This window comes from Enterococcus sp. M190262 (genome assembly GCF_005843965.1).
Taxonomy (GTDB): domain Bacteria; phylum Bacillota; class Bacilli; order Lactobacillales; family Enterococcaceae; genus Enterococcus_D; species Enterococcus_D gallinarum.
On sequence record NZ_CP040461.1, the window covers coordinates 2,099,730 to 2,123,673 of the forward strand.

27 protein-coding genes and 1 pseudogene are annotated in these 23,944 nt (G+C 41.8%); 23 read left to right on the plus strand and 5 right to left on the minus strand.

The window, feature by feature from the left end:
* The first annotated feature begins 407 nt into the window (after positions 1-407).
* The 8 genes from ilvD (at position 408) to FE005_RS09865 (ending at position 9,624) form a co-directional block, all read left to right on the plus strand.
* Entirely contained in the window at positions 408-2,096 is a 1,689-nt protein-coding gene (ilvD, locus tag FE005_RS09830) for a dihydroxy-acid dehydratase (RefSeq protein WP_081131804.1), read from the plus strand.
* On the plus strand, positions 2,096-3,793 hold the full coding sequence (ilvB, locus tag FE005_RS09835) for a biosynthetic-type acetolactate synthase large subunit (RefSeq protein ID WP_138371715.1): 1,698 nt from the start codon (positions 2,096-2,098) through the stop codon (positions 3,791-3,793). The genes ilvD and ilvB overlap by 1 nt, the downstream gene beginning before the upstream one ends.
* Before the next feature lie 6 nt (positions 3,794-3,799).
* Positions 3,800-4,276, plus strand: a complete 477-nt coding sequence (ilvN, locus tag FE005_RS09840; RefSeq protein ID WP_081131721.1) for an acetolactate synthase small subunit — start codon at positions 3,800-3,802, stop codon at positions 4,274-4,276.
* Between the two features lie 50 nt (positions 4,277-4,326).
* Positions 4,327-5,313, plus strand: coding sequence for a ketol-acid reductoisomerase (gene ilvC / locus FE005_RS09845; RefSeq protein WP_103299866.1), 987 nt, complete (start codon positions 4,327-4,329; stop codon positions 5,311-5,313).
* 13 nt (positions 5,314-5,326) lie between these two features.
* Positions 5,327-6,580, plus strand: a complete 1,254-nt coding sequence (gene ilvA / locus FE005_RS09850) for a threonine ammonia-lyase IlvA (protein WP_103299868.1) — start codon at positions 5,327-5,329, stop codon at positions 6,578-6,580.
* Positions 6,581-6,747: 167 nt separating this feature from the next.
* Complete coding sequence (locus tag FE005_RS09855) at positions 6,748-7,797, plus strand: hypothetical protein (RefSeq protein ID WP_138371716.1); 1,050 nt, start codon at positions 6,748-6,750, stop codon at positions 7,795-7,797.
* Complete coding sequence (locus tag FE005_RS09860; RefSeq protein WP_003126829.1) at positions 7,798-9,057, plus strand: tetratricopeptide repeat protein; 1,260 nt, start codon at positions 7,798-7,800, stop codon at positions 9,055-9,057. It begins immediately after the preceding gene.
* 9 nt (positions 9,058-9,066) lie between these two features.
* Positions 9,067-9,624: a YpiB family protein gene (locus tag FE005_RS09865; RefSeq protein WP_003126831.1), complete on the plus strand. Its 558-nt coding sequence runs from the start codon at positions 9,067-9,069 to the stop codon at positions 9,622-9,624.
* Positions 9,625-9,796: 172 nt separating this feature from the next.
* Here FE005_RS09865 and FE005_RS09870 read toward each other — a convergent pair whose 3' ends face one another.
* Positions 9,797-10,699, minus strand: coding sequence for a YitT family protein (locus FE005_RS09870; protein WP_081131716.1), 903 nt, complete (start codon positions 10,697-10,699; stop codon positions 9,797-9,799).
* Between the two features lie 136 nt (positions 10,700-10,835).
* Between FE005_RS09870 and FE005_RS09875 the strand changes: the two genes are divergently transcribed.
* The 4 genes from FE005_RS09875 to FE005_RS09890 all read left to right on the plus strand — a co-directional run bounded on the left by FE005_RS09875 (position 10,836) and on the right by FE005_RS09890 (position 13,298).
* Positions 10,836-11,186: a nucleotide pyrophosphohydrolase gene (locus FE005_RS09875; RefSeq protein ID WP_003126834.1), complete on the plus strand. Its 351-nt coding sequence runs from the start codon at positions 10,836-10,838 to the stop codon at positions 11,184-11,186.
* The gene (locus FE005_RS09880; protein ID WP_003126835.1) at positions 11,173-12,387 is read left to right on the plus strand and encodes a CCA tRNA nucleotidyltransferase; all 1,215 of its coding nucleotides are present in this window, start codon (positions 11,173-11,175) and stop codon (positions 12,385-12,387) included. The genes FE005_RS09875 and FE005_RS09880 overlap by 14 nt, the downstream gene beginning before the upstream one ends.
* 19 nt (positions 12,388-12,406) lie before the next feature.
* Positions 12,407-12,772 carry a thioesterase family protein gene (locus FE005_RS09885; RefSeq protein WP_003126836.1) on the plus strand — a complete coding sequence of 122 codons (366 nt, stop codon included), beginning with the start codon at positions 12,407-12,409 and terminating at the stop codon, positions 12,770-12,772.
* Positions 12,773-12,839: 67 nt separating this feature from the next.
* Positions 12,840-13,298 (plus strand): hypothetical protein, encoded by a 459-nt coding sequence (locus tag FE005_RS09890; RefSeq protein ID WP_003126837.1) that lies wholly within the window; start codon positions 12,840-12,842, stop codon positions 13,296-13,298.
* A 49-nt stretch (positions 13,299-13,347) separates the two neighbouring features.
* Here the strand turns inward: FE005_RS09890 and FE005_RS09895 are convergent, their stop codons facing one another.
* Positions 13,348-13,623 (minus strand): hypothetical protein, encoded by a 276-nt coding sequence (locus FE005_RS09895; protein ID WP_081131714.1) that lies wholly within the window; start codon positions 13,621-13,623, stop codon positions 13,348-13,350.
* A 181-nt stretch (positions 13,624-13,804) separates the two neighbouring features.
* Between FE005_RS09895 and FE005_RS09900 the strand changes: the two genes are divergently transcribed.
* The gene (locus FE005_RS09900; protein WP_138371717.1) at positions 13,805-14,362 is read left to right on the plus strand and encodes an adenylyl-sulfate kinase; all 558 of its coding nucleotides are present in this window, start codon (positions 13,805-13,807) and stop codon (positions 14,360-14,362) included.
* Positions 14,363-14,683: 321 nt separating this feature from the next.
* Here FE005_RS09900 and rpmG read toward each other — a convergent pair whose 3' ends face one another.
* Together rpmG and FE005_RS09910 are read right to left on the minus strand one after the other, a co-directional pair.
* Positions 14,684-14,833: a 50S ribosomal protein L33 gene (gene rpmG, locus FE005_RS09905; RefSeq protein ID WP_003126840.1), complete on the minus strand. Its 150-nt coding sequence runs from the start codon at positions 14,831-14,833 to the stop codon at positions 14,684-14,686.
* Between the two features lie 136 nt (positions 14,834-14,969).
* Entirely contained in the window at positions 14,970-15,923 is a 954-nt protein-coding gene (locus FE005_RS09910; RefSeq protein ID WP_138371718.1) for an ABC transporter substrate-binding protein, read from the minus strand.
* A gap of 169 nt (positions 15,924-16,092) precedes the next feature.
* On the opposite strand from FE005_RS09910, the pseudogene FE005_RS09915 reads away from it, so the two are divergent.
* From FE005_RS09915 to FE005_RS09960, 9 genes and pseudogenes are all read left to right on the plus strand, one after another.
* A pseudogene (locus FE005_RS09915) lies at positions 16,093-16,884 on the plus strand (ABC transporter ATP-binding protein).
* Positions 16,881-17,864 (plus strand): iron ABC transporter permease, encoded by a 984-nt coding sequence (locus FE005_RS09920; protein WP_138371719.1) that lies wholly within the window; start codon positions 16,881-16,883, stop codon positions 17,862-17,864. Before FE005_RS09915 ends, FE005_RS09920 begins: the two are co-directional and overlap by 4 nt.
* Positions 17,861-18,841 carry an iron ABC transporter permease gene (locus FE005_RS09925; RefSeq protein WP_103299879.1) on the plus strand — a complete coding sequence of 327 codons (981 nt, stop codon included), beginning with the start codon at positions 17,861-17,863 and terminating at the stop codon, positions 18,839-18,841. Before FE005_RS09920 ends, FE005_RS09925 begins: the two co-directional genes overlap by 4 nt.
* Positions 18,842-19,065: 224 nt before the next feature.
* Complete coding sequence (locus FE005_RS09935; RefSeq protein WP_103299880.1) at positions 19,066-19,632, plus strand: 5-formyltetrahydrofolate cyclo-ligase; 567 nt, start codon at positions 19,066-19,068, stop codon at positions 19,630-19,632.
* Complete coding sequence (locus FE005_RS09940; protein WP_003126848.1) at positions 19,625-20,305, plus strand: rhomboid family intramembrane serine protease; 681 nt, start codon at positions 19,625-19,627, stop codon at positions 20,303-20,305. Before FE005_RS09935 ends, FE005_RS09940 begins: the two co-directional genes overlap by 8 nt.
* Positions 20,306-20,323: 18 nt before the next feature.
* A complete protein-coding gene (locus FE005_RS09945; RefSeq protein WP_005472182.1) occupies positions 20,324-20,533 on the plus strand; it encodes a YqgQ family protein in 210 nt (69 codons plus the stop codon).
* The gene (locus tag FE005_RS09950; RefSeq protein ID WP_005472183.1) at positions 20,533-21,498 is read left to right on the plus strand and encodes an ROK family glucokinase; all 966 of its coding nucleotides are present in this window, start codon (positions 20,533-20,535) and stop codon (positions 21,496-21,498) included. Before FE005_RS09945 ends, FE005_RS09950 begins: the two co-directional genes overlap by 1 nt.
* A 15-nt stretch (positions 21,499-21,513) precedes the next feature.
* Positions 21,514-21,912: a rhodanese-like domain-containing protein gene (locus FE005_RS09955; protein WP_005472184.1), complete on the plus strand. Its 399-nt coding sequence runs from the start codon at positions 21,514-21,516 to the stop codon at positions 21,910-21,912.
* Positions 21,913-22,076: 164 nt separating this feature from the next.
* Complete coding sequence (locus tag FE005_RS09960) at positions 22,077-22,439, plus strand: DUF488 domain-containing protein (RefSeq protein ID WP_005472185.1); 363 nt, start codon at positions 22,077-22,079, stop codon at positions 22,437-22,439.
* A gap of 23 nt (positions 22,440-22,462) precedes the next feature.
* Here FE005_RS09960 and FE005_RS09965 read toward each other — a convergent pair whose 3' ends face one another.
* Positions 22,463-22,630 carry a DUF3042 family protein gene (locus tag FE005_RS09965; protein WP_003126853.1) on the minus strand — a complete coding sequence of 56 codons (168 nt, stop codon included), beginning with the start codon at positions 22,628-22,630 and terminating at the stop codon, positions 22,463-22,465.
* Between the two features lie 153 nt (positions 22,631-22,783).
* Between FE005_RS09965 and FE005_RS09970 the strand changes: the two genes are divergently transcribed.
* Positions 22,784-23,941, plus strand: a complete 1,158-nt coding sequence (locus tag FE005_RS09970; protein ID WP_003126854.1) for a galactokinase — start codon at positions 22,784-22,786, stop codon at positions 23,939-23,941.
* Positions 23,942-23,944: the final 3 nt, after the last annotated feature.

The following is a 23,944-nucleotide window of genomic DNA, read 5'->3' on the forward strand; positions in this document are numbered from 1 at the left end:
TGAGTCTTCCAAACCCTTGAGTAATCAAGGGTTTTTTTGTACATAAATTTACTTATCCCTATTTTTCATCAAAAATCCAATGTAGATCCGTCTACTAAAAGTACATTTATCGGATCAATTGCAAAAAAATTCAGAAAATTCATTGACAAGAATTTTTTTTCGCGCTATATTATTAAACAATTACAAGAAAACAGCAAATATTTTAATGAAGGAGCCATTTTTTATGCGCAATTTTAATCAATATTTATTAGTCATTATTATTGAGACCAGGACTTAGAACACGGAAGCAAAATTTATCCGTTTGTTTGAGTCCTATTTGCGTAAGTAAAATGGGATTCTGGCAAAGCATCCCAGTTTATTATAAACCGGGGTGCTTTTTTTTATGAAATAGGCGGGAGATGATGGAATTGAGAAGTGATCAGATAAAAAAAGGCATTGAAGCAGCTCCAGCAAGGAGTTTGCTTTATGCAACAGGACAAGTAAAAAATATCCAAGATATGAATAAGCCTTTTATTGCCATTTGCAACTCGTATATCGATATCGTACCTGGTCACGTCCATCTGCGAGAACTGGCAGATATTGCCAAAGAAGCCATTCGAGAAGCCGGGGGGATCCCTTTTGAATTCAATACAATTGGGGTAGATGATGGAATCGCCATGGGACATATCGGGATGCGTTACTCATTGCCAAGTCGTGAACTGATTGCTGACTCAGCTGAAACAGTCATCAATGCCCATTGGTTCGATGGTGTTTTTTACATCCCCAACTGCGATAAAATTACGCCTGGGATGATCTTGGCAGCTATGCGTACCAATGTGCCAGCAATTTTCTGCTCTGGGGGACCTATGAAAGCCGGGATTGACCCTAGGGGCCATCAGACGACATTATCTTCCATGTTCGAAGCAGTAGGCGCCTTTAAAGAGGGCAAAATGTCACAGGCAGATTTTGAATTCATGGAAAAAAATGCCTGTCCCACCTGTGGTTCCTGTGCCGGCATGTTCACAGCCAATTCTATGAACTGTCTTTTGGAGATTTTAGGATTGGCATTACCAGGAAATGGGACGATTCTGGCAGTTTCGCAAGAACGACGGGAACTTGTTCGCAAAGCGGCATTCCATCTGATGGATCTAGTGAAGAATCAAGTCAAGCCCCGGGATATCGTAACAGAAGAAGCCATCGATGATGCGTTTGCGCTTGATATGGCTATGGGGGGCTCTACCAATACCGTCTTGCATACATTAGCTATTGCGAACGAAGGGGAGATCGATTATGACTTGAGGCGGGTCAATGAGATTGCCGAACGAGTTCCTTATCTCTCAAAAATTGCGCCATCTTCCGCTTATTCCATGCACGATGTCCATACGGCTGGCGGTGTCTCTGCCATTATACGGCAATTGGTCGATATCAAGGGGGCGATCCATCCAGATCGGCTGACAGTCACAGGCAGAACCTTGCGGGAAAATGTCGCTCAGGCGACAATCAAAAATGAAGAAGTGATTCATCCAAAGGAGAATCCGTACAGCCCTGTCGGCGGCTTATCGATCCTTTACGGCAATCTTGCGCCTCAGGGAAGTGTCATCAAAGTGGGGGGTGTTGACCCAAGCATTCAGCTTTTTAAAGGAAAGGCAATTTGTTTCGATTCTCATGATGAGGCAGTAGCCGCGATCGACAATCATACGGTCCAAAAAGGGCATGTCGTGGTGATCCGCTATGAAGGACCTAAAGGAGGTCCCGGGATGCCGGAAATGTTGGCGCCGACTTCGAGTATTGTTGGACGAGGGTTAGGCAAAGAGGTTGCACTGATCACAGATGGACGCTTTTCAGGAGCCACGAGAGGGATCGCAGTTGGGCATATCTCTCCTGAGGCGGCAGCCGGTGGACCGATCTCTTTGATCCGTGATGGAGATGACATCGTGATTGATCTGCAAAATCGCTCATTGGAAGTATTAGTCTCAGAGGAAGAATTAATGCTGCGCGCACAAACACGTCCGAAGTTTCGGGCTAAAGTGAAGAAAGGCTGGCTGGCACGTTATACGGCATTAGTCACATCAGCAAATACCGGGGCGATCATGAAAATCAGCGAGGAGGAAGTTTAATGGAGAATATCCAGTTGAATGAAGTAACTAGGACCGGTGCAGAAGTGTTAGTCGATAGTTTGCAGAAACAAGCAGTAGAACTGATTTTCGGATACCCTGGCGGTGCTGTCTTGCCTTTATATGACCAACTCTACGATGCTGCGATTCCGAATATTTTAGCGCGTCACGAACAAGGTGCTGTCCACGCTGCAGAAGGGTATGCCAAAGCCACCGGGAAAGCCGGCGTTGTCCTAGTGACTAGTGGACCAGGAGCAACCAATGTGGTAACAGGCATCGCTGATGCCATGAGTGATTCCGTTCCATTAGTGGTGATCACTGGTCAAGTAGCAACAGCCGGTATTGGCAAAGATGCTTTTCAAGAGGCAGATATTCTAGGGATCACATTACCGATCACTAAACATAATTACCAAGTTAGACATGTCGATGATTTGCCGCGAGTGATCGCAGAAGCTTTTCATATCGCTACCACGGGTAGAAAAGGTCCAGTGGTGATCGACTTGCCAAAAGATGTCACGCTTCAGCGGACAGCCGCAGTCATTGAACTGCCGATTGAGCGAAAAAGCTATCAACCCACCCTCTTTCCATCTATTTTGCAAATCGAGAAATTGATGAATTGTTTAAAACAAGCAAAACGTCCAGTTGTCTTGGCGGGAGCAGGGGTATGTGCCGCCAATGCGGCCGAAGAATTGCGTCTGTTTGTCGAAACCCATCATTTGCCGATCGTAACCACGCTCTTAGGTCTTGGATTGGTGCCAGCAGATCATCCCTTATTCTTAGGAATGGGGGGCATGCATGGCACGTATGCTGCGAATATGGCATTATCTGAAGCGGATTTGATCATCAATATTGGCTCACGTTTTGATGACCGATTAGCAACAGCCGGCAGTCAATTTGGACAACAGGCAATCATTGCTCATATCGATATTGATCCTGCAGAAATCGGAAAAGTCGTTCAAACAGCCATTCCGATCGTGGCGGATGCGAAAGCAGCTTTGACCCAGTTGCTGCGCTATCCTGCGGAGGAATTAGATTGCAAGGAATGGCTCAATCGTTGTCAAAAACGGAAAAAAGAACATCCTTATCGGTATGACCGCGAGGAAACAAAGGAAATCAAGCCGCAAAAATTGATTGAAGAAGTGGGACGCTTGACGAAAGGGGAAGCCGTTATTGTTACCGATGTCGGTCAACACCAAATGTGGGTCGCTCAATATTATCCTTTCCGATTTCCCAAACAGCTGATCACTAGCGGAGGTTTAGGGACAATGGGGTATGGCATCCCCGCAGGCATAGGGGCAAAATTTGCTTGTCCTGAAAAAACGATAGTCGTTTTTGTAGGCGATGGCGGTTTCCAAATGACCAATCAAGAGTTTGCTCTGCTAAATGATTATGGTCTGGATGTCAAATTCATTTTGATGAATAACCGCTCTCTCGGGATGGTACGGCAATGGCAAGAAACGTTTCATAATGAACGCCGTTCTGCTTCTGTATTTGCTAAACAGCCAAATTTTGGCCAATTAGCAGAAGCATATGGCATCAATAGTGTGCGGATCGAAACCCCAGATCAATTGACCATCGATTTGGCCAATGCATTGCTAGAACCTGGTGCACGACTAATCGAGGTACTGATCTCGCCAACGGAACATGTGCTGCCAATGATTCCACCAGGAAAAGCCAATCATGAGATGATAGGAGTTTAAAAGACTATGAAACGTATCCTTGCTGCCATCGTGCATAACGAAGCTGGTGTTTTAAGCCGCGTCACCAGTGTGTTGAATCGTCGTCAGGTGAATATCGAAAGTATTTCAGTTGGGACCACCGAACAGCCGGAATTTTCGCGAATGACGATCATTATCAACGCAGAAAACCCACTGGAGACAGAACAAGTGATAAAGCAATTGAATAAGCAAATCGATGTCTTAAAAGTTTCAGATATTACAGAAGACCCCCATATTGAACGGGAATTAGTGCTGATCAAAGTGAACGCGCCAACGACTACACGTTCGGAGATCCAAGCTGTGATCGAACCATTTCGAGCCCACATCGTTGATGTTGCATTGAAGACTATCGTGGTTCAAGTAGCGGGAGACTCAGAGAAAGTAGCAGCCTGTATCGACGTGTTGCGGCCTTATGGAATCAAGCAAATGGCTCGTACCGGTGTGACAGGTTTCACTAGAGGTTAAATGCAAGAACAGTTGCTTTTAATAAAAAAAGATTTCGGAGGGAAGCATACATGGTAAAAGTATATTATAACGAAGTGACAGACAATTTAGGAGATAAGACTATTGCAATCATTGGTTACGGTTCTCAAGGACATGCCCATGCACAGAATTTACGGGATACAGGGCACGACGTCGTGATCGGGATTCGTGCAGGAAAATCAGCTGAGAACGCAAAGAATGATGGATTTACCGTGCTTCCAGTTTCTGAAGCTGTACAACAAGCAAATGTTGTGATGATCTTAGCTCCTGATGAGATCCAAGGAGAACTTTACGAGAAGGAAATTGCGCCTAATCTTTCTGCAGGGGATGCATTAGCCTTTGCTCATGGCTTTAATATTCATTTTGAGGTCATCACGCCTCCAAAAGAGGTGGATGTCTTCCTGGTGGCACCTAAAGGACCAGGCCATTTGGTGCGCCGGACCTTTAGCGAAGGATTTGCTGTCCCTGCGTTGTTTGCTGTTTATCAAGATGCTACTGGCAATGCACAAGAGACAGCCTTGTCCTATGCCAAAGGAATCGGGGCTACAAGAGTCGGTGTACTAGAAACAACGTTCAAGGAAGAGACGGAAACAGACTTGTTTGGGGAACAAGCCGTATTATGTGGCGGACTGACAAGTATGATCGAGGCTGGGTTTGAAACGCTGGTAGAAGCCGGCTATCAGCCAGAACTAGCCTATTTTGAAGTTTGTCACGAAATGAAACTGATTGTTGACTTGATTTATGAAGGAGGATTCGCCAAGATGCGTGATTCAATCTCCAATACAGCAGAATATGGGGATTATGTCTCTGGTTCACGAATCATTACCGAACAAACAAAAGCCAATATGAAGAATGTCTTGAAAGATATTCAAAACGGCACGTTTGCCAAAGGTTTTATTGCGGATAATCAAGCTGGTTTTCCGGAATTCAAAAAAATGCGGGAACAAAACGGGAATCATCCAATCGAAAAAGTTGGGTCAGAATTAAGAAAAATGATGCCTTTTGTTACGAAAGATTAAGGAGGAACAGTGATTGCTGGTATCTGTCGATCAAATAGAACAAGCACATGAAAGCTTGCAATCAGTCGTTTCAAAGACTCCTTTACAGCATGATCGGTTTTTATCCGAGAAGTATCAAGCGACTGTCTTACTGAAACGGGAGGATCTTCAGAAGGTCCGATCGTTTAAATTGCGGGGGGCATATTATGCAATCGCACAGCAAGATCCGGCTATACTGAAGCGGGGGGTTGTCTGTGCAAGTGCCGGCAATCATGCCCAAGGGGTCGCCTATACCTGTCATGAATTGAAAGTGTCGGCGGTTATCTTTATGCCGACGACGACACCGCAACAAAAAGTAGCGCAAGTTTTGTTTTTTGGCGGTGATTTTGTCCGTATCGAACTTGTCGGTGATACCTTCGATGCTTCCGCCGAGGCAGCCCAACACTATGCCGAAGACCATCAAATGGCGTTTATTGATCCCTTTGATGATCCCGCCATTATTGCAGGCCAAGGAACATTGGCAGTTGAACTGATGGCAGAAGCAAAGCAGCGCAATTATTCTATCGATTATGTTGTGACAGCAATTGGCGGTGGCGGGTTGATCAGTGGTGTTGCAACTTATTTGAAAGCAAAACAGCCTACAATCTCAATGGTTGGTGCTGAACCTCTAGGCGCCGCTTCGATGCAGGCGGCTTTTGATAATCATGGTCCGACCACATTAGAGCAGATCGATAAATTTGTAGATGGAGCAGCTGTCAAAAAAGTCGGTCAATTGACTTACCAGCATGCATCCCAGTATGTCGATCGATTAGTAGCGGTAGATGAGGGTTTAATTTGCCAAACTATCTTGGACTTATACAGTAAACAAGCAGTTGTGGCAGAACCAGCGGGAGCACTGAGTGTCGCCGCTCTGGAATTGATCAAAGAAGAGATTAAAGGGAAAACCGTTGTTTGTATTATCAGCGGCGGCAATAACGATAGTACTCGAATGGCAGAGATTGAGGAAAAGTCCTTGATTTATCAAGGCTTAAAACATTATTTTGTGGTCAATTTTCCTCAAAGACCTGGGGCGTTGAAAGAATTTGTTAGCAATATTTTGGGTCCTACGGATGATATCACTCGATTTGAATACACCAAAAAAATCAATCGCGGAACAGGACCAGTACTGTTAGGGATTCTGCTAAAAAGGCAGGAAGATCTGCCCCCACTACTGGCGCGAATGTCAAGATTTGATCCACAATATATTGATTTGCGGGACAATCAATCTCTCTATACTCTTCTTGTTTGATTTTATGAACCAAGCGTTACGAAACAAACGACCTTTTTAAAAAAAAGAGGTCGTTTGTTTTTTGATTTCAAATCCATGACTTTCCCTCATCCTTTCGCTAGTTAGTAGGTGAAATGGTTGATTCTTGTTATAATAGAAGTAACAAATCGTAGATGGGGGGCGGATGTATGGAATTTGTCTTTTCTAGAAAAGAACAGCAGACGCAAATCTTGTATGGGGAAACATTGAATGCTGTTTTACGGACGCAGGAAATTTCCAATGATCAAGTCATCATTCTCACAAACCAGCGGTATTATGATCGTTTCTCTGAAAAACTGACCCGTTTGTTTTTACCCAAAGAAGTCAGCTGGTATATTTGTACCAATCAAATGTATTGCAATAATTTTACGGAATTTCAGGCCTTTATGTCCTTCCTAAGCCGCTTTTCGAAACAGGAGAACTATTTGATCGTGGGTTTCGGCAATGAAGGTGTGCTGGCGTTAAGCAGTTTTATTCACTACACGTCGATTCTGACTAGCGATCTTTGGTTGATCCCGGTGTCTTTACGGGCGTTAGCTAAAAGTGTCAAAGAATCTGCGATCATTGTTAAGAAACCAGATATTCCTGTTTTGCAAAGTCCCAATGTACCGCAAGTGGTCGTATACGATCAAACGATTGCTGAAAAACAAAAAGATGGGAAGTTGGTGGACTTACTTGTATTGATTCGTTGCGGACTGCTCACGGATCAAGCTTTTCTGCGGGAACTCTTTCGCACGTTTCTGACAGAAAAACAAGTAAACAATCGTTCGTTTGCAGCGTATACAGATCGGGTGATCCAAGCCTATCAAGCAAACGGTGCAGCACTTGAAGAATATGGACAAGTCTTTACAGATGCTTTTTATAAGACTGAAAATGGACATTTGCTGTCTGATGCAATGAAACTTTTTTATGGCCTACTCTTTCACTTAATCTGGAATGTTCAACAACAGCAGTTAGCAGTCAAATTAGATAAGCTTTGCTTGTGGATTGACCAACTAGGGTTTCCTTTAGTATTGCCTGACCAACTATCTTTAAGCGACTATTTTCAGCAAGTTCTGCTGTTACAGAAAAAAGAGAAAAAACTGCTTTTTTTATCAGAAATTGGTACAATAGGGGGCAGAACCAGCGCATTAGAAGAGGATCTCGTCCAGACAATGAGCGCTTACCAAACAATAATCAATCAGATAAGAGGAACTTAGATGGAAACATACAGTGAAAAAATGTTACAGGCATTAGCAGCCGAGAATTTAGCTGATGCGCAATTGAATTTTGCAAAAGCCCTGCAATCAGATCAAAATGAAGTCTTAGCCGAATTAGGAGAAGAATTGATCCAAATCGGCTTTTTAGAAGAAGCAAGAGAAGTATTTGATACACTGCAAGAACGTGACCCCGAAAATGAAGAATGGTTGCTATCGTTAGCAGAAATTGCTATGGAAAATGATCAAATCGACGAAGCTTTTGATTATCTAGATCGGATCACACCGCAAAGCTCTTTTTATCCACGAGCGTTATTGATCAGTGCTGATCTCTATCAATTGATTGGGATCCCCGAAGTCAGTGAAGCAAAATTATTGGAAGCCCAAAAGCTGCTGCCCAAAGAATCGCTGATTCGTTTTGCACTAGCGGAATTGTATTTTTCAACCGACCGTTATCAAGAAGCGGCAGAGTTTTATCAAGGATTACTAAAGGAAAATATCCAGGAAATCACAGGTATTTCCTTATTGGAACGGACCGGAGCCGCATTGAGTATGGCTGGGAAATTTGAAGAAGCCATCGAATATCTGGAAGCAAGTCTAGCTGAGGATCAAACAGATGACCGTCTATTCCAAACCGCTTTAGTTTACTTACAATTAAAAGAAAATGAGCATGCGATTCGATATTTGCAGCAGTTGCGGGCACTGAATCCGCAATACCGTTCCTTGTATCTCTATTTAGCAGAAGCATTACAAGAAGAAGAGCAACTGGAAGAGGCACAAACTGTCATTGAAGAAGGAATCCATGAAGATCCATTTCAAGTGGATTTTTATCATTTTGCATCAGAAAATGCGTATCGGTTGCATGACAGCGAAGCAGCCGAATCCTTCTTATTAAAAGCCCTTGAGACGGGGGAAAAAGAAGATGAAACCCTGCTTACACTGAGTAATCTTTATTTGAATGAAGAGCGTTGGCAAGAAGCTGTGTTGGCTATCGAGAAGATGGAAGACAATGAACAACCCCATGCTCTATGGAATTTAGCACAGGCTTATAACGCGTTAGAAGAGTTTGACCAAGCAGCGAAGTTCTATGAACAAGCGAATGAAGGATTGCAGCATGAACCAGCTTTTATGAAAGAATATGGATTGTTCTTAAGAGAAGAAGGACGATTATCAGAAGCTCTACCTTTACTGAGGCATTATCTGGCTCACGAACCTGGTGATCTGGAAGTGCAATCGATCGTGGAGGATCTATTAGAAAGATAGGTGAGGGAAATGAACATCAATGTACAAGAAAAGAAAAAATTTCTCAATTGGTTAGTTTCTACTGTATCATTCAGCCGACGAGAAGTTTCTTGGGTTCTGAACTACCTAGCAAATCATGAAGCCATTTTGACAAATGTTCATATTGTTGAAGGGGCGATGCAGACAGATCGGGGGTTGAGTGTTCGCAGTACAGAGATTGGCGGCGAGCCATTTGTGTTGACGATCCAGAATCAAACTTTTTATGATATCGATCAAATTTTTCACGAAATCAGGATGAATTGGAAACAGCCGCTTTATTTAGAATGTATCTTTCCAAATCCTTGGGAAAAACCACTTTATTTAGCTGTTCTGGAGGACAATCCTTTTGAACGGTGGAATGACCATGTTGACGAAGAAGTACAAAAAAATGTGACAGAATATCTTGACAAAGAAGCTATGCAGCTAAAAATTGAGAAATTATACCGCCAAATCGATCTTGCTTTGGAAAATGGGGATCGGGATGCTTTTTTGGAATTATCGGATGAAGTCAACCGCTTCAAACTCGATCAAAAAGAAAAAAGTCATTAATAAAGCTATTAAAAAGCGCTATGTGAAGTAATAAAAACTAGTGGAACAGAAAAGAACCGCAAGAAAGAAGAGGACTCCCAGCACCGAGCGTTCGTCGTTTGCAACAGTGTGCGGGAGAAATCAAGTTTCTTGCGGTTTTTTCTTTATAATTAGATAGGATGGAAGAATGGGGTTATCCTTTTGATTTTGCTGCCTTGCGTTGCAAAAATCGTGATTTAGGACGTAAATAAGTGAAGCCTTCCCCTTCGACTTCATGGACATTGATCACCGATACGAACGCTTGTTGATCGAAGTCGGCAACGATCCGTTTGACCTCTGAAATTTCCCGGCCGCTTACTACCATATAAATGATCCGTTTGTTACCACCGGAATAGGCTCCTTCCCCATTTAAAAAGGTGACGCCTCGTTCCAATTCATTCATTAAGACAGGGGCAATTTCTTCACTATGATTACTGATAACAATGATCCCTTTTGCTGAATAGCCGCCATCTAGGATCGAATCAATCACGCGAGCGAAAACATAGGAAAAGATTAGCGTGTACATCATGCGTTTCAAATCGATATAGGTTAAGGAAAGCAATAGAACGAAAACATCAAAGATCAAGAGAGAACGACCAATCGTGATCCCAAAGTTCTTTTCTAGGATCCGGGCTAATACATCCACGCCACCTGTTGTCCCACCAACTTTATAAACAACACCACTGCCGATCCCTGCAATTAGTCCTGCGAGTAACGCAACGATCAGTAAGTCATGCTGCAGATCGATCAATAATGGAACCGTCTGCCAGAAACCTAACCAAAATGAAAGACCAAAGGTTCCAATCACTGTATAGACTAGCGAACGTCTGCCAAGAATCTTACCTCCTAGCAAAATGATTGGGATATTCAAAATCAGTGTACTGTAAGCGGGATTGATGCCCCACAATGCGCGCATGATCAACGTGATCCCGGTGACGCCGCCTTCAGCTAAATCATTAGGTATATTTAAATAGACGAGACCAAAACCATAGACACTCGTTCCTAGAACAATTAAGGCAATATCGCGGACTGTCCGCCACGAAAAAAAAGATCGCATCCTGTTTCCCCCATTTCTAAATCTCACAAGTACCAATTTAGCACGAAATTTGGCATTAAACAATATGAGCAAGTCGATCCTCTATCTAGGCAGGTGCGTTTTCTTTTGCTAAAATGTGAAAGAAAGGGTGAAGAGGATGACAGAAAAACGTTCACTATATGAGATGCAAGAAGAAGTCGATGCCTATATCCAACAATTCAAGGCGGGGTATTTCAGCCCTTTAGCACAGATGGCCCGACTTACTGAAGAAGTCGGCGAGTTGGCAAGGGAAGTCAATCATCACTATGGGGAAAAGGCCAAGAAGAAGACGGAAGTCGAGAAAACAGTTGCTGAAGAACTAGGTGATGTCCTTTTTGTCACCATGATCATGGCAAATTCCATGGGTATCGATTTGACGGAAGTTTTTGAATCCAATATGAAAAAGTTCAACCGCAGAGATGCGTATCGCTTTGAAAGAAAAGATGGGAAAATGAATGAAGCTGACTAAGTTACCACAAGAATTTGAACAAGCAATCCCTGTATTGCAAAGAATCGAAGCAGCCGGGTTTGATGCCTACTTTGTGGGAGGAAGTGTCAGAGATACAATCTTAGGACAGCCAATCCATGATGTAGATATTGCAACAAGTGCCTTTCCAGCTGAGATCAAAGAACTTTTTCCTCGTACCATCGATTTAGGTATCGAGCACGGAACAGTCCTTGTTTTATGGGAAAATGAACAATATGAGATCACGACTTTTCGGACAGAAGAAGCCTATCAAGATTTCCGTCGGCCAGACAAAGTTGCTTTTGTGCGCTCTTTGGCTGAAGATTTGAAGCGCAGAGATTTTACAATCAACGCTTTTGCTCTGAAAAAAGATGGTGAAATCATTGATTTGTTTGATGGACTGGCAGACCTGCAACTGAAAATTCTGCGAGCAGTGGGTCAGCCGCACGAACGATTTCATGAAGATGCACTACGGATGATGCGGGGCTTGCGCTTTGTCAGTCAACTGGGCTTTACATTGGAACCACGAACATTTGAGGCAATTTATGACAATCATCAGCTATTGGCAAAAATATCCGTGGAGAGAATCACCATTGAGTTCGTCAAATTGCTGTTAGGGGCACATCGCAATTCAGCTTTAAAGGCTTTTGTAGCGACTGAATGTTATCTCTATTGTCCAGGACTGAAACAAGCCGGTGAAGCTCTGTTGCGAATGGCTGATTTACCGGAGAGACCATTGAACAATGAAGCTTCTGCCTGGACACTATTGATTGACCAGATTGGACTTTCTACAGCAGAAGTTCGTCCTTTTTTGAAGCAATGGAAGTGTTCCAATGAATTGATTCGGATGGTCCAATCGTTATTCGAGGGAGTATTGTTGCGGAAAGCAGGGCCGTTTAGTGATGAAGCATTGTACCATCTGGGCAGCGAGGCCGCTCGACTATCAGAAGAATTGCTATACTATTACGGACAAGAGGTAGATCCCTCTGTTAGTCAAGCTCGCTACCAGGCGTTGCCAATCCATTCACTTAAAGACTTGGCCATCAATGGGCGCGACTTGCTGAGCCACTTTGACCAATCCGGCGGTCCTTGGATGAAAGAAGTGCTAGCAGCTGCCGAAAAAGCGGTGATTGAGAAACGAGTCGCAAATGAAGAGAAAGCATTATTGGCTTTTGCCAAAACAATCGTATTAAATAACCTATAAATAAGCAGGTGAGAAAACAATGATCGAAAAAGAATTTTTGGTTACCGAGGAAGATACAGCTCTTGCAGTTGGATCGGGAGGACTGCCTGTCTTAGCGACCCCTCGTTTGGCTGCCATGGTAGAAGCTGTCTGTTTTGAAGCATTGGAATCGCGTATAGCGTCTGGTAAGACAACAGTAGGAACACAATTTACGATCGAGCACCGGGCGGCTTCAGGAATCGGTGCAACCGTTCAGGTATGCTGTGAAGAGATCTCGAATGAAAAGACGTATGAGTTTACTTTTCGTGTCTATGAAAACGATCAACTGCTAGCGACAGGTACGCATCATCGAGCGGCGGTCGATATCGAAGGTTTTTTAAAAAAAGTGAGCGAGAAAGAAAGTTAATTTGTGCTCCTTAGCAGACAATGTGTTAAAATTGAAATGTATTATTAAAAAAAAGGAGCGTTATGTCATGGCAAGAGAAATGAAAGCATTGAAATTTTATTTCCGTAATGGAGAAACATGGACGATTGAGCGCCGTTATATTGGAGATTTGTGGATCAAGCAAATCACTACTAGTTTTGGCCGCATCCACGGAAGCGAATTTGTTGAGATCCATCCATGTGCAGGATTCAAAATTGAAATCTTCCAAGAAGGGGATCATGTTGCAACACATGATATCAATTTAGGTGGATTGGAATTAGGCATGTTCGCCCGCGCTTTGAAATACGAAGATATTGAACGAATGGAAATTCTTTACCGTAATGGAACACCTGATCTTGTGTACTTCCCATACAAAGACAAAGATACTGAAGGATTAGATAACGTTTATCAATCAACAAAAATCAGTGAAAAAACAAAAAGCCTTTATATTGTGATTGATCCAAACCAAACAGTCGAAGACGTTTACCAAGAACATTTTGAAGAATAAAAAAAAGCAGAACTGAGAGCTTCTCTCTGGTTCTGCTTTTTCATTACAATCACTGATAAGTGCGAAAAAAGTCGGTATATTTTTTTAATAAAAGATAGTCTTGACTGATGGCATCTTTAAGTATGATTTTGTCTCCAAGCAAGCTTTTACGAGCATTTTGGATGATGCGGTGTTGAATATCATGATCGATCAAGTAATCGATCTCAGTACGTTTGATTTCCGGAGAAGCACTCTCGCGATTTTTTTCAAGATACTGCAAAAGATCATATTCAAGATGTCCGGCATCATTGATTACTCGTTTGTATTCGATTTTGTCTACCTTCACACGATCACGCTCCTTTATATGATAAGTTACCTTATTTCCGGAGTAATGTAAAAAAAATCTATATGAATTAGTAAATTTTTAAACACCTGTTTGGTATTGCATCAAAACTACTTTACGCTTAGAAGAAACAGCTAGATGTGTCGCAAGACTTAAACAGAAAATGAAAACAAAGGAGAAACAGATGAAAAAAGCAAGAGTTATCGTTGTTAGTGGAGTGACTGCTTCAGGGAAAACCACCTTTATCCAAAAGGTCGCCAATCTATGTCCCGGTACAGCAGTTTTATCTTTTGATGATTATAGTATCGATGCATTGCCTTCTGCACCATCCTCTGAGGCTCTGTTAAAAGAACCCTACGAAGCAATCAATCAATTTGATATTCAACCATTGATAAATGACCTAAAACAAATCATTCACCACTGTGCGCTGATCTTGATCGATTTTCCGTTTGGGTATGTCCATCAGCAACTCGCACCTGCTATCGACAAGGTCATTTATTTAAGAACACCTCTGGATATTGTCTTGGGTAGACTAATCATTAGAGACTTTCAACAACAGCCAGAGAAAATTATTAATTGGGTCACGGGGTATCTAGAGGAAGCGCGACCGCTTTTTTTGATGCACGAAGAAATTGTTTCTCCACAAGCAGATTATATTCGAGATGGGACGATTAATTTTCAAGACCAAATGACTTGGTTCAAAGAAGAAGTTCTAGCGGAAAAAACGATTTTATCAGAATGATTGTTGGAATTGGGAAAAATACTTGTCACGTAAAGAATAAGGTCATCTTTTGAGAGATAAAAAAAGGGGATCTTAATTTTCTAGGTAATCAAAGGGAATATTGGGGTAAGCAAAACTTTCTTTGATTCTATACTTTCCCTTGCTGTATTATTATTTATACGCATATTTAGTCTGTAGTTAAAAAATAGCATTATTAACAATTAAAAACAAGTTACGATTTTGTCATCTATCTATTTTAAAGTGAACATATGGGTATAGCACAAAAATAAAAAGCCGACTGCAATGCTTATTTATCAGCAAGCGCAGTCGACTTAAAATGAATTATTTTGTTTCACGGTGTAAAGTAACTTTTCTTTCACGTGGGCAATATTTTTTCTTTTCCAAACGATCAGGATTGTTACGTTTGTTTTTGTTTGTTAAGTAGTTGCGTTCTTTACAAGAAGTGCACTCTAATGTGATGTTTACGCGCATGTTTTTCCCTCCCATATATTCAAGAATCCTCTAAGATTTCTCTCAGACTAAAATATAATAGCATGTTTGGCAAAGGAATGCTAGTAGTTTAATGAAATTTGTTAAGTAATTTTACTTGACGATTTTTTGAATGAAATCAACCATTTTCATCCAATTTATTTTTCACGTCTTCGATCATTTTTGTATAAGCAATCGGTCCGTTATACAGCCAGCTGGATTCAGGTCCAAACTCCCAAAGATTTCCTTCTTTGACCGCTTTAAGATTTTGCCAAACTTGGTCTTTAAAAAAGTCGGCTCCTTGATCGCTGTTTACTAGAATCAGGTAATCAGCATCTAATTCAGCTAATTTCTCCAAAGAAACGGCAGACCAGTCAGCTGTCGCTGTTTTACTGATCTCAGAAACAAGTGGCGGTACGGAGAATCCTAGTTCATGATAGAGGAGCTGACCGCTGGAACGATCGTCAGCAACCATAAAAGCAGAATTGTTGGTGACCCAGAGAACAGCCACCGACTTCCCATTGATTTTACCTGAAAATTCTTGCTTAGTTGTTTTTACTAAGTCATCATAGTCTTTTTCTATTGTTTTTGCTTGATCTTCTTTATGAAGAACTTTTGCGATATCTGTCAAACGGTCTCGCCAAGAGACATTTTCACCATTTTTGACTACATAAGTAGGGGCGATTTTGCTGTATTGTGCATATTTATCCCCTTCAACCATCGTATTGCTGTCGATCAGCAACAAGTCTGGTTCATAACTTAAGACGTCCTCATAGGGCAAGTCGTAGCTGATCCTTGGTACATCACTTAGTTTCTCTTGCAAATAGCCTTGATCACTGTTATTACCAACAGTCCATTGTGCTACTGGTGTGACGTTCAAGGCTACTAAGTAATCTTCTAAATAACTGCCGATGATTCGCTTTGGATTATCGGGGATTGTTACTTCATGTCCAGCCGCATCTTTCAGCGTTGCCGTCTCAGCTGAGGAAGATGACTTGGTATTATTGGAATTAGCTGAACAAGCACTCAATGCTGTTAAGCTGACTAGGGTACAAGACAGCCAAAAAAGTGTTTTTATGGTTCGTTTTTTCATTAGGTTCCTCCTTATGGGATAAATGAGAATCATTCTCACTTTCTTTTTGTCATTATCACGAAGAAAAAGTGATTTGTCAATCCCTGGTTTTTTGCTTTGAAGCATTGACGGATAGAAGGAAAACCGTCATAATTGATAATCATTATCAATAGAATTTTGAGGGAAAGATATGGCAAACTTACGCACGGTCGATTTGACTATCGGCTATCAAAAACAAAAAATTGTGCAAAAGATAACAATCGACATCCCAGAAGGGAAGATCATTGGTTTGATTGGACCTAATGGTAGTGGCAAGTCGACTTTTCTAAAAGCATTAGCCCGAATCCTGCTACCTATGGAAGGGGAAGTTTATCTAAATGAACAGAATCTACAAACGATCAAAACGAAGGATGTCGCAAGCCAGATTGCTTTGTTGTCACAAGTCAGTGATTCTTCCATCGGATTAACCATTCGAGAGATCGTTTCTTATGGTCGTTTTCCTTATCAAAAAGGGCTAGGTCGGTTGACCGCAAAAGATTATCAAGCCATTGAATGGGCATTAGCTGCGACAGATTTGACCGAACTAGCGGATGCTAGTATCCATACGCTTTCAGGAGGTCAGAAACAGCGGGTTTGGATCGCTATGGCTTTGGCACAAGATACAGAGATTGTTATCTTAGATGAACCGACGACTTTTTTAGATCCGGCACATCAATTATAAGTGCTGTTATTGTTAAAACGAATCAATGAAAAATATGGGAAAACGATCATTATGTCGATTCACGATCTGAATCATGCATCTCGATTTTCTGATTATATTTTTGCCTTAAAAGAAGGTCAATTAATGACTTGGGGGACACCAGAAGAAGTTTTGACCCATTCATGGCTCCAACAATTGTTCGCTATCGAAGCTGTTTTAGGTACGTTTCCCAATAGTTCGAAACCGTTGCTTTTGACCTATGAATTAGGAGCCAACACATGAAAAAATTTACGATTCTTTTGCTTGTTCTAAGTGGAATATTGGTCGCTGTGTTTTTTCTGGCATTGACGCAAGGAGCAGCTGATATTCCCTTAATAACTATTAAAGAGGCCTTTTACACATTTGATCCAGAAAATCAAACCCATCAAGTGCTTAGAAATATCCGTTTGCCGCGGATCTGTGCTTCGTTTATTGTTGGCAGCAGTTTTGCTGTAACTGGTGCCATCATGCAAGGAGTCACCAAAAATTCGCTAGCAGATAGCGGTTTACTAGGAATCAATAGTGGGGCTGCAGTCGGATTAGCCGTTGCATTTATCTTGTTTCCCTCACTACAACCGAATCAGGCAGCGTTGTTTTCTTTCTTAGGCGCTTTTCTAGCTACTTCTTTTTTATTTTTGTTGACGAAGTATTCAAGGATCGGTATGACGCCGACTGGATTGATTCTAGCAGGTGTTGCATTGAGTTCTTTTTTTTCTGCGATTAGTCAAGTATTATCTTTACAATTTGATTTGAATCAAGACTTGGCTTTTTGGTTTATTGGCGGTGCAGCAAATGTAACGTGGACACAATTACAAGTGATCACCCCTATTTATCTGGTGGCGCTCTTCATCATCCTAGGACTCGGAAAATCTTTGAATTTGCTGGCTATGGGAGATGAGACGGCAATCTCTTTAGGCAAACATCCTGAACGGATTCGACTTGTTTCTTTAGCCGTAGTTGTTCTATTAGCTGGGATGGCTGTTTCACTGGTGGGACCGGTCAGCTTTATTGGATTGATGGTCCCTCATGTGATTCGCGGACTGATTGGCAAAAATTATCAAATGATCTTACCTTTGACGATAGTGGCGGGGGGAATATTGGTAATCTTGGCAGATTGGGTAGGACGAATCATTCAGCCACCTTTTGAAACGCCTTTTGGAATCATGATGGCTTTGATTGGGGTTCCTTTCTTATTAGTGAAGATTAGGAGGGAACAGCTATGAAGAAAAAAATCGGTTTCCTTTTTGTTTTGGTTCTTCTGGCGTTTTGTGGCAGTATCATGGTGGGAAAGACGTTCTTTTCTTTTGATCTCTGGCTCGCTCTTTGGCAGCAAACTCTAACAGCTAGCCAGTCATTGATATTCTTCGATTTCCGACTTCCTCGAGCAGTACTGGCACTGATTGCTGGAAGTGCGTTTGGCTTCTCAGGTTTTTTGTTACAGGGAGTAACCAGAAATGAGTTGGCGGATGCAAGTATTTTAGGAATCAATAATGGAGCTGGCTTATGTGTCATGCTCTACTTAGGCTTTTATGCCCAGGGCTCCCAGCTGTTACCACTAATTGGTATGATTGGCGGACTATTAGCTGCACTGCTAGTCTATGCTATCGCTTATAAACAGCGACAGCTGCTTTCAATGGAGCGAATTTTATTATCTGGAATTGCTGTTAATGCTGGACTTGCTTCTGCGTCGTTATTATTGACTGTTCAATTGTCAAAAGAACGATATAGTTTTGTTACGGCATGGCTTTCGGGGACTATCTGGGGAACTTCGTGGACGCAAGTACTAAGTTTGTTGCCTTGGTTCTTGATTCTAGGATTGTTGGCATTCATGATTACACCTTTGATCAATTTACTGGGTTTTGGAGAAGAACAGGCGATCAGTTTAGGTGTTCCCCTAAATCTTTTGCGCACCGGTTTGTTGTTCGTAGCGATTGGCCTGGCCGCAAGCAGTGTTGGCTATACTGGAAACTTATCTTTTATTGGTTTATTGGCGCCCCATATCGCTAAACGATTGATTGGCAAAGAATCTCGTTGGGCATTGATAGCAGCGGGAATGATTGGCGCTATTTTGGTGCTAGTCAGCGACACAGTCGGCCGTCTTTTACTTCAAAGTGGCGAAATTCCTGCTGGTATCGTGATTGCGATCATTGGTGCTCCTTACTTTTTGTTTTTGCTGATTCGTCAAAAAACGCAGTCGTGAGAATTTTTTCACGATTGCGTTTGCTATTTGAGTCCGGTTTTTGGTACTATTCGGAGTAGGAGTTGGTTAATTATGGATAAAAAAATTTTGCGTGAACAAGGGCTAACCCGACTCAAGCAACTGGATCCACGAACAAAGCAAACCAAAGAGCAGATCATTCAGTCTTTGTTGTTTGCTATTTGAGTCCGGTTTTTGGTACTATTCGGAGTAGGAGTTGGTTAATTATGGATAAAAAAATTTTGCGTGAACAAGGGCTAACCCGACTCAAGCAACTGGATCCACGAACAAAGCAAACCAAAGAGCAGATCATTCAGTCTTTGTTGTTTGCTTCCAAAGAGTGGCTCGAAGCAGAATCCATTGGCGTGATTCGGTCATTGCCGTTTGAATTTGATACAAAGCCGATTTTTGAGCGCGGATTTCACTCTGGTAAACAAATTGCTGTGCCACGTTCTGTGAGAAAGAAACTTCACTTTTATCAAGTGGAACCACAGACTGAATATCAGCTTTCCAGTTTTGGGGTAGAAGAGCCTCTTTCTCAAAAAAAAATCGATGCATTGGACCTGGATCTTTTGATCGTTCCTGGTTTGATTTTTTCTCATGAGGGATATCGGATTGGTTTTGGCGGCGGTTATTATGATCGGTTTCTGGCAGATTTCCAAGGGAAAACTGTGTCATTGGTTTTTGCAGAACAATTTGATGTCCGGTGGCAACCTGATTCTTTTGATATTCCGGTCCAGAAAATAATCACTGATAAAGTTTCTTTCGGAGAAAAAGGAGTAGACAATGAATAAACAAATGAAACGCTGGCTTAATCGTCCAATCTTTACTTATACGTTTTTAGCCATCCAGACGTTAGTCTTTATTATCGGCTATATTAGTCCGATGACTCAAGTGATGGGGGTGATGTTTGGCCCTTATGTTGCTTATATGAACGAGTATTGGCGTTTTGTAACGCCGATTTTCATTCACTTTGGTCTCGCTCATTTTGCAGTGAATTCTGTTATTCTTTATTTTATGGGTCAACAGGTGGAAGCGATCTACGGTCATGCTCGTTTCTTCATTTTGTATTTGATGAGTGGGGTTATGGGGAACGCGATGAGTTTTGCCTTTAATCAGGCCGGTGTCCAATCTGCAGGTGCGAGCACGTCATTGTTTGGTCTGTTTGGTGCTTTTCTGATTCTGGGACTCCACTTTAAGAATGATTACCAGATCCAAGCGATGGTTCGTCAATTTGCATTGTTCGTTGTCTTGAATTTCGTATTTGGTCTATTTGATCAATCGATTGATATTTGGGGACATGTCGGAGGAATCTTAGGAGGATTCATCTTAGGCAATGCATTGGCTTTACCAAAGAACTTCGGGAAATATTCGATTCATACCCGCATTCTTTCCGCCATTGTTTTTCTTTTTTTACTGGCAGTTTTTGTGATATATGGTTTAAAAAAGTATCAAATACTTGTATAATAAGCAGGAAGTGTGTTTATGGAAACGTTATATGACGTACAACAACTATTGAAACAATTTGGTGTCTATATTTATGTTGGCAAGCGAATCTATGATATCGAGTTGATCCAGATGGAAGTCAAAAATCTTTATGACAGCCGTTTGATCGATCGAGATACCTATTTGACCGCTTGGCGCATTTTAAAGCGTGAACATCGGATTGAAGAAAGCCGGGAGGAAAATAAGTGATGGACAAAAAAATCATCGGGATTGATCTAGGAGGAACAACAGTCAAGTTTGCTGTGTTGACTTCTGAAGGAGAGATTCAACAAAAATGGAGCATCGATACCAATATTCTTGATGAGGGTTCTCACATCGTACCAGAGATCATTGCATCAATCAATCATCGTCTGGATTTGTATGGCATGAAAGCAGAAGACTTCATTGGGATCGGTATGGGGACTCCAGGAAGTGTCGATCGCAAAAAAGGAACAGTTATCGGTGCTTACAATTTGAACTGGAAAACGTTGCAACCTGTCAAAGAAGCGATTGAAAAAGGGACAGGGATTCCTTTTGCTATCGATAACGATGCCAATGTTGCTGCGTTAGGCGAACGCTGGAAAGGCGCAGGTGACAACAATCCCGATGTGATCTTTATCACCCTCGGTACAGGTGTTGGCGGTGGAATCATCATGGAAGGACAACTTTTGCATGGTGTAGCAGGCTGTGCAGGAGAAATCGGGCATATTACTGTAGATCCAGAAGGATTTGAATGTACTTGTGGGAAGCGTGGTTGTTTAGAGACCGTGTCAAGTGCGACGGGTGTCGTTCGGGTAGCAAGACATTTGGCGGAAGAGTATGCTGGCGATTCTGAATTGAAAAAAAATCTGGATAATGGCGAAGATATTTCCAGCAAAGATATTTTTGAAGCGGCCCAAGCGAAAGATCCGTTTGCATTGATGGTAGTAGATAAAGTCTGCTTCTATTTAGGCCTTGCTTGTGGAAACTTGGGCAATACACTGAATCCTTCAAGTATTGTACTGGGTGGCGGTGTCTCAGCAGCAGGTGAATTTTTACGTAGTCGTGTAGCAGCTTACTTTGCAGAATTCACATTCCCGCAAGTAACGGAAAGCACGGAAATCAAATTAGCTGAGTTAGGGAATGATGCTGGTGTGATCGGCGCTGCGTCATTAGCATTACAATTTGCAAAGTAGAGAGGAATAGGTAAGATGTCTGTTTGGAACTGGATTAATATTATTTTAGGATTGATTTTATTGGCAATCGCATTGAATTGGGCGTACTTCCAAATTATGGGAAGACGATCAGCCAAAATCATTTCCGAAGAAGAATTTAAAAATGGCATGAAAAAAGCACAAGTGATTGATGTGCGGGAGAAAAACGAGTTCGATGCCGGTCATATCTTAGGTGCACGAAATATCCCATTTACGGTATTAACCAATTCGTTTAGCGCATTTCGGAAAGATCAGCCCATCTACTTATATGATACCCGTAAATCTCTAAGTATCCGTGCTGCGAATAAACTTCGCAAAGAAGGGTTTAAAGAAATTTACATTCTAAAAGAAGGCTATGAAGGCTGGAGCGGAAAAACGAAAAAGAAAACTAGTTGATCAATCAAAAGACTGAGATCAATGATCAAACAAGATGTTCCTAAGAGGCGCGAGAATGAATCGTTAGAAACCATTCAGCAGCTGTAACTGAGAATCTTGTCATCATGGACTCGGTCTTTTTTTTGAAAGAATGTGTTAAGGTAGATTCAAAGGAGTGAAAGGAAATGATTAAAGTAAAACGTGTATACGAGGCTGCAGCACCCACAGATGGTTATCGGGTCCTTGTTGATCGAATCTGGCCAAGAGGCGTCAAAAAAGAAGTGGCGGCGATTGATTCTTGGTTGAAAGAAGTTGCACCTAGTACGGAATTGCGTAAATGGTTTGGTCATGATCCAGAGCGCTTTGATGCGTTTTGTCAAAGATACCTAGCAGAACTAAAAAAGAAGCCAGCCGATGATGCCTTTAGTGCATTGCAGCAAATAGTAAAAGACCATAAAACCGTGACATTGGTTTATGGTGCAAAAGATGAAACACATAATCAAGCGGTTGTATTAGCTGAAGAATTGAAAAAACTGCCATTGAAGTAAAATCTTTAATGGCAGTTTTTGTATTAACGAGAGACGCTTTTACGCATAGCTCGTTTCCTTTTTTCTTCATTTAGTGCTTGTTGTTCGTCAATTGGATCGATCACTTGTTTTTTGACAGTCATAACTACGCTAGCAGCTGCTGCGATAGTTGCTACTGTACCAACTAAGAAACCTGAAAGAAATCGTTTCATTCTTCTCCACCTCGCCTTTATCTATTTATTTCTATTATGAAACAAAAGTACAAAAATATCAAAAATAAGCCCTTGTATCGCGAGTAAAGGATTGATAAAATTTAGTAAATATTTTATAATAAATTTACTAAATAAAATGAAGGAGCGAAAAAGATGGAACAGCTACAACAAATTTTTGCAGAAAAATTCGGTGAAAAAGGCACAGGATCGTATTTTGCACCAGGACGAATCAACTTGATCGGGGAACATACAGATTATAATGGCGGGTATGTCTTTCCAGCCTCTATCACGATAGGAACGTATGGTGTAGCACGAAAACGGGCAGATAAGCAAATACGTCTTTATTCGGAAAACTTCCCTGAAAAGGGGATCATCACTTTTTCCTTAGACGATTTGGAGTACCGCAAAGAAGACGACTGGACCAATTACCCTAAAGGTGTGATTCGCTATTTGAAAGCAGCGGGTCATGCAATCGACTCTGGTATTGAAATCGCTTTTTATGGCAATATTCCTAATGGTGCCGGCTTGTCTTCTTCAGCCTCCATTGAATTATTGACAGGAGTGATTCTTGATGATTTGTTCGGATTGGCGATCGAACGTTTAGAGTTGATTTTGACAGGGAAAAAAGTTGAGAATGAATTTATTGGGGTTAATTCAGGTATCATGGATCAATTTGCTATAGGAATGGGGAAAAAAGATCATGCATTATTGCTAGATACCAACACTTTAGCTTATGACCTTGTACCTGCAGAATTTGGGGACTATGTCGTAGCTATCATGAATACAAACAAGCGGCGGGAATTGGCAGATTCAAAATACAACGAGCGCCGTGGGGAGTGTGAAGAAGCATTAAAACGACTTCAAACGAAACTGAAAATCCAATCGCTTGGTGAATTGGACGAAGCAACGTTCTTTGCACATACTTCACTGATTGAAGATCCAACCTTGATCAAGCGCGCAAAACATGCTGTAACTGAGAATCAGCGTACCTTAAAAGCTAAAGCGGCATTAGAAGCGGGAGATTTAGAATCTTTTGGTCATCTGTTAGATGCTTCTCATGCTTCTTTAAGAGATGATTATGAAGTTACGGGTATCGAGTTAGACACTTTGGTGGCAGCGGCACAAGAACAGCCAGCAGTTTTGGGAGCTCGAATGACAGGGGCTGGATTTGGTGGTTGTGCAATCGCTTTGGTGAAAAAAAGCGAGTGGGAAGCATTTGCAACGGCTGTCAAAGAAAGCTATCGTGAAAAAATCGGCTATGAGACAGATATTTACCAAGCAAGCATTGATGATGGCGCGCGAAAACTGTAGAAT